This is a genomic window from Sphingomonas sp. CCH9-F2 (assembly GCF_001556735.1).
In the GTDB taxonomy this organism is placed as follows: Bacteria; Pseudomonadota; Alphaproteobacteria; order Sphingomonadales; family Sphingomonadaceae; genus Sphingomonas; species Sphingomonas ginsenosidimutans.
Genome location: NZ_LSJO01000458.1, coordinates 1 through 8555, shown reverse-complemented (window position 1 = coordinate 8555; position 8555 = coordinate 1). Strand labels below are relative to the sequence as shown.

Here is an 8555-nt window from a genome sequence, read left to right as displayed (position 1 = left end):
CGTCCTGACAGCATCGCCGCGCTGATCCGCCAGCCGCTGTACGTGCCCATGAGCCGCGGCGCGCTCGACCTGCTGGCCGACATGCGCCAGTCGCGCATCCACCTGGCGGTGGTGCTGGACGAATATTCGGGCACCGAAGGCCTGGTCACGATCGAGGACCTGATCGAGGAGATCGTCGGCGAGATCGAGGACGAGCATGACGAGGCGCCCGAGGTGCTGATGATCCCGCTCGACGACGGCGCGTGGGACGTGGATGCGCGCGTCGAGCTGGAGGATGTCGGCCGCGCGATCGACATGCGGCTGGCCGAGGCGCAGAGCGACGTCGACACGATCGGCGGGCTGACCGCGGTGCTGGCGGGGCGCGTGCCCGAGGCGGGGACGTGCATCGACCATCCCAGCGGCTGGCGGATCGAGGTGGTGGATGCCGACGAACGCCGCATCAACCGCGTCCGGCTTCACCCCCCGGTCCCGCTGGCCAGCGACGACGGCATCTGATCGCTCCTGTCGATCATACCATCCAGTAATTCGCATTTTCCCGATCAGTGGGTCTGATCTAGCTTCCTGTCATTGATCCGTACGAAGGCGCGGGCACATTGTCCGCGTCGATCGCCCGGAACGGGCGGCGGTTGAGAGGAGATGACCCGATGGACAAGATCGCCGATGGCAGCCCGCTGGGCTGCCCGATGAAGGAGCCGGGCGCGCTGCGGTCGCTGCTGGGCCGCACCAACCGCGACTGGTGGCCCAACCAGCTGCCGCTCGACATCCTCCACCAGCGCGGCGTCACCGGCAATCCGTGGGGCGACGATTTCGACTATGCGAAGGAATTCCTGTCGCTCGACCTGGAGGCGGTGAAGGCGGACCTGCGCGCGCTGATGACCGACAGCCAGCCGTGGTGGCCGGCGGATTACGGCCATTACGGCCCGTTCTTCATCCGCATGGCGTGGCATTCGGCGGGCACTTATCGCACCGGCGACGGGCGCGGCGGCGCCTCCTCGGGCGCACAGCGCTTCGCCCCGCTCAACAGCTGGCCGGACAACGCCAACCTCGACAAGGCGCGCCGGCTGCTGTGGCCGATCAAGCAGAAATATGGCCGCAAGCTCAGCTGGGCGGACCTGTTCATCCTGACCGGCAATGTCGCGATCGAATCGATGGGCGGCCCGGTGTTCGGCTTCGGCGGCGGCCGCAAGGACGATTACGAGCCGGAGAAGGACGTCTACTGGGGCACCGAGGAGGAATGGGTCGGCCACGCCGACAACCAGACCCGCATCCAGCCCGACCGCGAGATGGTGCTGGAAAGCCCGCTGGCCGCGATCCAGATGGGCCTCATCTACGTCAATCCCGAGGGGCCGGGCGGCAACCCCGATGCGGCGCAGTCGGCGCGCGACATCCGCGAGACGTTCGCGCGGATGGGCATGAACGACGAGGAAACCGTCGCGCTGACCGCGGGCGGCCACACGTTCGGCAAGGCGCACGGCGCGGGCGACGCGTCGCTGGTTGGTGCCGAGCCGGAAGGGTCGGACATCGCGCAGATGGGGCTTGGCTGGCATTCCACGCACGAAAGCGGCTTCGGCGATCACACGATCACCAGCGGCATCGAGGGCGCATGGACGCCGACGCCGATCCAGTGGGACATGTCCTATTTCGACATGCTGCTCGACCATGAGTACGAACTGGTGCGCAGCCCGGCGGGCGCCAAGCAGTGGCAGCCGGTCGGCAACCCGGCCGAGACGCTGGCGCCCGGCGCGCACAGCCCCGACCGCCGCGTGCCGACGATGATGACCACCGCCGACATGGCGATGAAGGTCGACCCGGAATATCGCAAGGTGATGGAGAAGTTCCGGGCCGACCCCGATTACTTCGCCGATGCCTTCGCGCGCGCGTGGTTCAAGCTGTGCCACCGCGACATGGGGCCGAAGGCGCGCTACCTGGGCGCCGACGTGCCGGCCGAGGATCTGATCTGGCAGGATCCGATCCCCGCGGTCGACCACCCGCTGATCGACGATGCGGATATCGCCGCGCTGAAGGCCAAACTGCTCGGGTCCGGCCTGTCGGTCGCCGATCTGGTGCGTACCGCCTGGGCATCAGCCAGCACCTATCGCGGGTCCGACCATCGCGGCGGCGCCAATGGCGCGCGCATCCGCCTGGCCCCGCAGAAGGACTGGGACGTCAACGAACCGGCCAAGCTGGCGCGCGTCCTGTCGGTGCTGGAACAGGTCAAGGCCGAGTTCGACGGCGCGGCCGCCGGCGGCAAGAAGGTGTCGATCGCCGACCTGATCGTGCTGGGCGGTGCCGCCGGGATCGAGAAGGCGGCGAAGGATGCCGGGCATGACGTGACCGTGCCCTTCACCCCCGGCCGCACCGATGCGACCGCGGAACAGACCGATGCCGCCGGCTTCGACGTGCTGGAGCCGAAGGCGGACGGGTTCCGCAACTACCTGCAGGTGCGGTTCAACGTGCCGACCGAGGAGCTGCTGCTCGACCGCGCGCAGCTGCTGGGGCTGAGCGCGCCGTCGATGACCGCACTGGTCGGCGGGCTGCGCGTGCTGGGCGTCAACCACGGCGATTCGCAGCACGGCGTGCTGACCGATCGCGTCGGGCAGCTGACCACCGACTTCTTCGTCAACCTGCTCGACATGGGCATTGCGTGGAAGCAGGTGGATGGCGAGGGCGACGAAACCTATGTCGGCACCGATCGCGCCACCGACGAGAAGAAGTGGACGGCGACCCGCACCGATCTGGTGTTCGGTTCGAACTCGCAACTGCGCGGGCTGGTCGAGGTCTACGCCAGCGCCGACGCCCACGAAAAGTTCGTGACCGACTTCGTCGCGGCATGGTGCAAGGTCATGGACGCTGACCGATTTGATCTGGCCAAGCGCTGATCGATCGGCTAGCAAGTCATTGACGAATTGGGAGGGATAGGCCGACGCCGCGTCGGCGGCCTGTTCCTCCCTCGCTGACCGGCCAGGCAAGCCCTTCGGGTCGCCCGAACGCTGTCCGGCCGGGGGTCGTCGGCGTGCCCCCCACGCCGGCGGCCTTCCCCGACCCCTCACGCGCTGTCGCCACCCGAAACGGGGGCGGCAGCGCGTTTCCTTTGCCGTGCGGGCGCCGTGCGCGTACCGGGAATGGCGCCCTTCGTGGCCCCCCGACGCTACCCCGTTGCGCCACACCAGAAGGCGGGTCACGATCCAAGGTGAATGGGGCGCGGGCGACGCCAATCCGTATCCCGCTGCATGGCGGTTTACCCCGCATTCATCGAGTGCACCGGGTCGTGCCGGGCGGCGATCGGATCGATGCGGACATTGGCGACGTGCCGCAACCGCAGCGCGTCGTCCGAACCGGAGAAGACCAGGCTCATACGGTTTTCCTCCCCGGCAATGACCTCTCCGGTCGGCACGACATAATCGCCGACCTGCCATCGCACGACGACGACCCGCACATTCACATCGACGGCCGTCACGCTTTCGATCGCCGCGAGCGTCAAAGGCACCCCCGCGAACATTTGGCGAAAAAAGGCGACATGCGCTGCGATCGATGCGTCCCGCCCGTGCCAGTGCATGCCGACCACATTGACCCAGTGGAGATCCGGCGCGGCGGTGGCGAACATTCCGGGCACGTCATCCTCGTTCCACGCCCGGCAATGGGCCTCCAGCCATGCGACGATATCGGCGGGTGTGGCGGACGGTGAGGGCATCGATCGGGTCTCCATGCGGCGGGACGGCCGTGGAGAGGGATGACACCGGCCTAGCGGCCGGAATAGGAAATATCGGCAGCGGCATCCGTGTCTCTTGACCGGTATCGACCGGGAACCGCCATGCCGTCGGCAAAGGCGGACATGTCGCGCAACAGATGCGACTGATCGAAATAGCCGAACCGCTGCGATACATGCGTCCACGTCAGCGTCGGCTGTTGCCCCTTCAGCTCCAGCGCCGCATGGAAGCGGGAGATACGGCTGTACAGCTTGGGGGACACGCCGACCGCCTCGACAAACCGGCGGCGGAAGCTGCGCGGGTCTATCGCGCATTGTGCGGCCAAGTGGTCGAGACGAACGCATCCCGCCGATCGTCGAATCAGTCGGGCCGCCCGGTCGATCACATCCGGGGATCGCGCGGACAGCATCCGTGTGCGCAGCCAAGCCTGCGCGATGTCGATACGGCGGGGGAAATGCGGCGTAACCTGCAACCGTTCGCGCAAGTCGCGAAATCCCGCCTCAACGGCGCCGGCCTCTTCCGCCATATCGACCAGGAGCGGCCCCGGCAGACCGAAAAGCCGGTGCACTCCGCTGGGCTGGAACTTGATCGTAAAGGTATCGATCGTCCCGGCGATCTCGATGTCCGTATGATAGCGCGTCGTGGGGCCGACAAGCACGGTGGACGGAGCATGACCGGATCGGGTCCGATAGGGATTGCCGAAATAGAATTCGACGAACAGCTCGGGGCGTGCGGGAAGCGCCAGGGTCAACGGTGGCGCAGACGATAGCGAGACGCGCTGGCGAAAGCCGGCCACGACCTCGATCAGATCCGATGCCGGGCGGACGAAACCGGTCTTCATTGCATGTTGCTCCGCGGGAGGACCTCGCCCCGCTCGACACGATCCCTCATCTCCGGTCGACATTCGAGGACAATCCATCTGCGAACGGGTTTCGGAAAAAACGGCCCGCTGCGATGACGCCCCGCATTCCGTGCGCCATCGCCATCCCGATGGAGACTCGTGTTCGGGCCTATCGACAACATCAGGTCGGCCGGGATGTCGCATGGCGTATGCGGCCGAGTGCGACCGTCCGAAGACGCTGGAAAGTGGGGCAATCGTCATGCTGGGCGGCAGGACAGGCTGCCGCGTGCCGCAAGCCATCGCGCACCGCTTTCAACCGCTTGATCGTTTGATCGATTCCGTCCGCTTTCTTGACCAGCAGGGCGCGATCAACCGTGATGGTGCCATCCGCTCCGACCATCCCGCCGATCTCCGCCAGCGACAAGCCCGCCGCGCGGCCCAGGGCGATCACCGACAGCCGATCCGTGACATCGGGAGCGAAGAGCCTGCGCAGACCACGCCGACCAAGCGACTCGATCAGCCCGACCTCCTCGTAATATCGCAATGTCGACGCCTTCAGGCCGGTACGACGACAGACCTCGACGATATCGATCAACGACATGCTTGACCTCAAGTTGACTTGAGGTGGCATGATGGCGCGAATCACATCTGTCCACAAGGATCGGCGATGGAGCGGCAAGGTGAATAAGGAGCCTGTGTGGAACGGGCGGCGCGGTCACGCATGGGCGGATCTCCAGCCGCTCCTGGATCGCCTGTTCCTTCCATTCGGGGAGATCATCATCGATGCCACCCTGACCGATCGGATCAGAGATGTTCTGGATATCGGCTGCGGCACGGGCGCGACGACGCTGGCGTTCGCCCGGCGACGCGGGGCGGGTCGCTGCACGGGGATCGATGTTTCCCTCCCCCTGCTGAACGTGGCGCGGCGGAGGGCGGAAGCGGAGGGACTGGCCAATGCGCAATTTCTGGAGGGCGACGCGCAACGGCATCACTTTGCCCCGCATACGTTCGACGCCGTGATCTCCCGCTTTGGAGTCATGTTTTTCGACGATCCCACAAGCGCTTTTGCCAATATCCGGGGCGCCATCCGTCCCGCCGGAACGCTGACCGGCGTCGTTTGGCGAAGCCGGTCCGAGAACCCCTTCATGATGGCAGGAGAGTTGGCGGCGGCACCGCTACTCGGATGGACAGCCCCGGCCGATCCCGATGCGCCGGGTCAGTTTGCCTTCGCGGATGCGGCGCGCGTCGAGAAGATCCTTCGCGACGCTGGATGGGATGCCATCGACATCAGCCCGATCGACGTGCCGTGCCGCTTGCCGGCCGGCGATCTTTCGACCTACGTCCGGCGCATGGGGCGGGTCGGCATGACGCTTCCCGACCTTGAAGAAGGGTTGCGTGCCACGGTCGAGATCGCGCTTGACGAAGCGTTCGCCGGGTTCGTGACCGATGGCGCGGCATCTTTCGATTGCGCTTGCTGGTTGGTGCGCGCGCGCAACCCTCCCGATTAATCATCCATTGCTCGGGAACCGCCATCCGGTGGGGCACGGTAACCGCGGCATTGTCCCAGCCCATCGCGAAAGGCATCATGCTGGCGCACGCGGACCGGATTTGCCCATCGTCGGCAGCCGGTAGCGGATGGCGTTACCGCGACCCGGCACAGCGATTGTCGGGAGGGGGGATGGCCCCCGCCCCGGCGACGCGGTAAACCTGCGCCATGCGCAAACACATCCTCCGGGTGCTCGCCCTGCTCCTCGTCATCGCGATCGCGGTTTTCGCGTGGTTCGCCTGGCCGGACAAGGCGCGGCAGGACGTGGCGGCGGTCGCCGGGGCGCGGCCCGACATCACCGCGCCGCGCGAACAGGTGATCCCGACGGTGAAGACCGCCAAGCCGATCGGCTGGGCACAGGGGCAGACCCCGACCGCCGCCGCGGGGCTGCGCGTCGCCGCCTTCGCGACCGGGCTGGACCATCCGCGCTGGCTGTACCGCCTGCCCAATGGCGACGTACTGGTAGCCGAGACCAATTCGCCCCCGCGCAAGGGCGGCGGGATCACCGGCTGGGTGATGCGCGTGCTGATGGGGCGGGTCGGCGCGGGCGTGCCGTCCGCCAACCGCATCACGCTGCTGCGCGATGCCGACGGCGACGGCGTGGCGGAGCTGAAGACGCCGTTCATGACCGGGCTGAACTCGCCGTTCGGCATGGCGTTGCTGGACGGGCAGCTGTACATCGCCAACACCGATGCGCTGGTACGCGTGCCCTATACCGAGGGCGCCACGAAGATCACCGCGAAGCCCGAACTGGTCGTCAAGCTGCCCGGCGGCGGCAACCACTGGGCGCGCAACGTCATCCCGGCGGAGGACGGCAGGACGCTGTACGTGTCGGTCGGCTCGTCGTCGAACATCGCCGAGAACGGGCTGGCCGCCGAACGCAACCGTGCCGCGATCCTGCAGGTATGGCCCAAGGAGAAGACCTATCGCGTCTTCGCCGCCGGGCTGCGCAACCCCAACGGCATGGCATTGGTGCCCGGCACCAACCGGCTGTGGACGGTGGTGAACGAGCGCGACATGCTGGGGTCGGACCTGGTCCCCGATTATCTGACCGCGGTGGAACTGGGCGACCATTTCGGCTGGCCGTGGTATTATTGGGGCGGCTATGTCGACAACCGCGTCGAGCCGAAGAACCCCGAGCTCCAGCAATATTCGAAGCGCCCCGACTATGCGCTCGGTCCGCACGTCGCCGCGCTGGGGCTGACCTTTGCCGCCGACGCCAGGCTGGGCGACCGCTTCGCGCGCGGCGCGTTCATCGGCGAGCATGGATCGTGGAACCGCTCGCCGCTGTCGGGCTACAAGGTGGTGTTCGTGCCGTTCACGCCGGCCGGCTGGCCGGTCGCGGGATCGAAGCCGGTCGACGTGCTGACCGGCTTCGTCGACGCCGACGGCAAGGCGCATGGCCGCCCGGTGGGGGTCATCACCGACAAGACCGGCGCGCTGCTGGTGGCGGACGACGTCGGCAACGCGATCTGGCGGGTGAGCGCGGGGAAGTAGGGGGCGTCGCAACGGGGAGGTCCCAGCTTTCGCCGGAATGACGTTCGGCCGCCGTCACCCCAGCGAAGGCTGGGGTCTTTGCGACGTGAACGACCATGCGACAACCGGAAGATCCCGGCCTGCGCCGGGATGACGGGTCACTCCAGCAGCTTCGGCCCGTCCTTCTGCAATTTCTGGCGCAGCGGTTCGGCGAACATCGCCAGGAAGCCGGGCAGGTCGAACACCGCATGGACGTTGCGTTCGGCGACTTCCAGCCTGACCGCGATCCGCTGGCCCATCCCCTCGACGATGAAGTGCAGCGTGTCGCCGTCCCAGCGATGTTCGGCGACATGCCCGCCGGGGACATAGTCGGCGAGCTTGCCGAACCCGCCCTCGATCCGCTGCCGCGCCGCCGCGACGCCCAACTGGTGCGGCAGGTCCACTTCGATCGGCTGGCTCATCGGCGGGTCTCCGTTTCGAACAACATCGCGTCGTCGGCGAACGCCTTGAACTCCAGCGCGTTGCCGCTGGGATCGCGAAAGAACATCGTCGCCTGCTCGCCCGGCAACCCCTTGAACTGCACATAGGGCGCGATGCCGAACGGCACGCCCGCCGCCTCCACCCGCGCGGCCAGCGCGTGCCAGTCGTCCATCGTCAGCACGATGCCGAAATGCGGGACCGGCACGTGATGGCCGTCCACGGCATTTTCCACCGCCACCGCGCGCGCCGCCGGATCGAGGTGCGCGACGATCTGGTGCCCGCCGAAATCGAAGTCGATCCACTGGTCGCTCGACCGCCCTTCCGTACAGCCGAGCACGCGCGTGTAGAAATCGCGCGCGGCGGCCAGATCGTGGACGGGAAAGGCGAGATGGAACGGGCGCAGTGTCATGCGGTTGTGATACGCCTGCGCCAGGCGGACGTCACCCCTTGCGACACCTTTCCGCGACGCCGGCTTGTCGGCGCCGCCCGATCAGGACATCACCCC

General features: G+C 67.2%; 9 protein-coding genes. 4 read left to right on the top strand and 5 right to left on the bottom strand.

Features of this window, described 5'->3' with window-relative positions:
* Both AX685_RS12730 and katG read left to right on the top strand, forming a co-directional pair.
* Nucleotides 1-495 (top strand): transporter associated domain-containing protein (locus tag AX685_RS12730; RefSeq protein WP_331710170.1); only part of this gene is annotated, 495 nt, incomplete at its 5' end.
* 149 nt (nucleotides 496-644) lie between these two features.
* A complete protein-coding gene (gene katG, locus AX685_RS12725) occupies nucleotides 645-2879 on the top strand; it encodes a catalase/peroxidase HPI (RefSeq protein WP_066489275.1) in 2235 nt (744 codons plus the stop codon).
* Between the two features lie 359 nt (nucleotides 2880-3238).
* Here katG and AX685_RS12720 read toward each other — a convergent pair whose 3' ends face one another.
* The 3 genes from AX685_RS12720 to AX685_RS12710 all read right to left on the bottom strand — a co-directional run bounded on the left by AX685_RS12720 (nucleotide 3239) and on the right by AX685_RS12710 (nucleotide 5149).
* Nucleotides 3239-3691, bottom strand: coding sequence for an SgcJ/EcaC family oxidoreductase (locus AX685_RS12720; RefSeq protein WP_176484911.1), 453 nt, complete (start codon nucleotides 3689-3691; stop codon nucleotides 3239-3241).
* Between the two features lie 50 nt (nucleotides 3692-3741).
* Nucleotides 3742-4548 (bottom strand): helix-turn-helix domain-containing protein, encoded by an 807-nt coding sequence (locus AX685_RS12715; protein ID WP_066489266.1) that lies wholly within the window; start codon nucleotides 4546-4548, stop codon nucleotides 3742-3744.
* Nucleotides 4549-4729: 181 nt separating this feature from the next.
* Nucleotides 4730-5149: a helix-turn-helix domain-containing protein gene (locus tag AX685_RS12710; RefSeq protein ID WP_066489264.1), complete on the bottom strand. Its 420-nt coding sequence runs from the start codon at nucleotides 5147-5149 to the stop codon at nucleotides 4730-4732.
* A 79-nt stretch (nucleotides 5150-5228) separates the two neighbouring features.
* Here AX685_RS12710 and AX685_RS12705 point away from each other — a divergent pair, with 79 nt between their 5' ends.
* Nucleotides 5229-6056: a class I SAM-dependent methyltransferase gene (locus AX685_RS12705; RefSeq protein ID WP_066489277.1), complete on the top strand. Its 828-nt coding sequence runs from the start codon at nucleotides 5229-5231 to the stop codon at nucleotides 6054-6056.
* Between the two features lie 206 nt (nucleotides 6057-6262).
* A complete protein-coding gene (locus AX685_RS12700) occupies nucleotides 6263-7591 on the top strand; it encodes a PQQ-dependent sugar dehydrogenase (protein WP_066489262.1) in 1329 nt (442 codons plus the stop codon).
* A gap of 137 nt (nucleotides 7592-7728) precedes the next feature.
* On the opposite strand, the gene AX685_RS12695 is transcribed toward AX685_RS12700, so the two are convergent.
* Together AX685_RS12695 and AX685_RS12690 are read right to left on the bottom strand one after the other, a co-directional pair.
* The gene (locus tag AX685_RS12695) at nucleotides 7729-8031 is read right to left on the bottom strand and encodes a polyhydroxyalkanoic acid system family protein (protein ID WP_066489258.1); all 303 of its coding nucleotides are present in this window, start codon (nucleotides 8029-8031) and stop codon (nucleotides 7729-7731) included.
* Complete coding sequence (locus AX685_RS12690) at nucleotides 8028-8459, bottom strand: VOC family protein (RefSeq protein ID WP_066489253.1); 432 nt, start codon at nucleotides 8457-8459, stop codon at nucleotides 8028-8030. Before AX685_RS12690 ends, AX685_RS12695 begins: the two co-directional genes overlap by 4 nt.
* Between the last annotated feature and the right edge of the window lie 96 nt (nucleotides 8460-8555).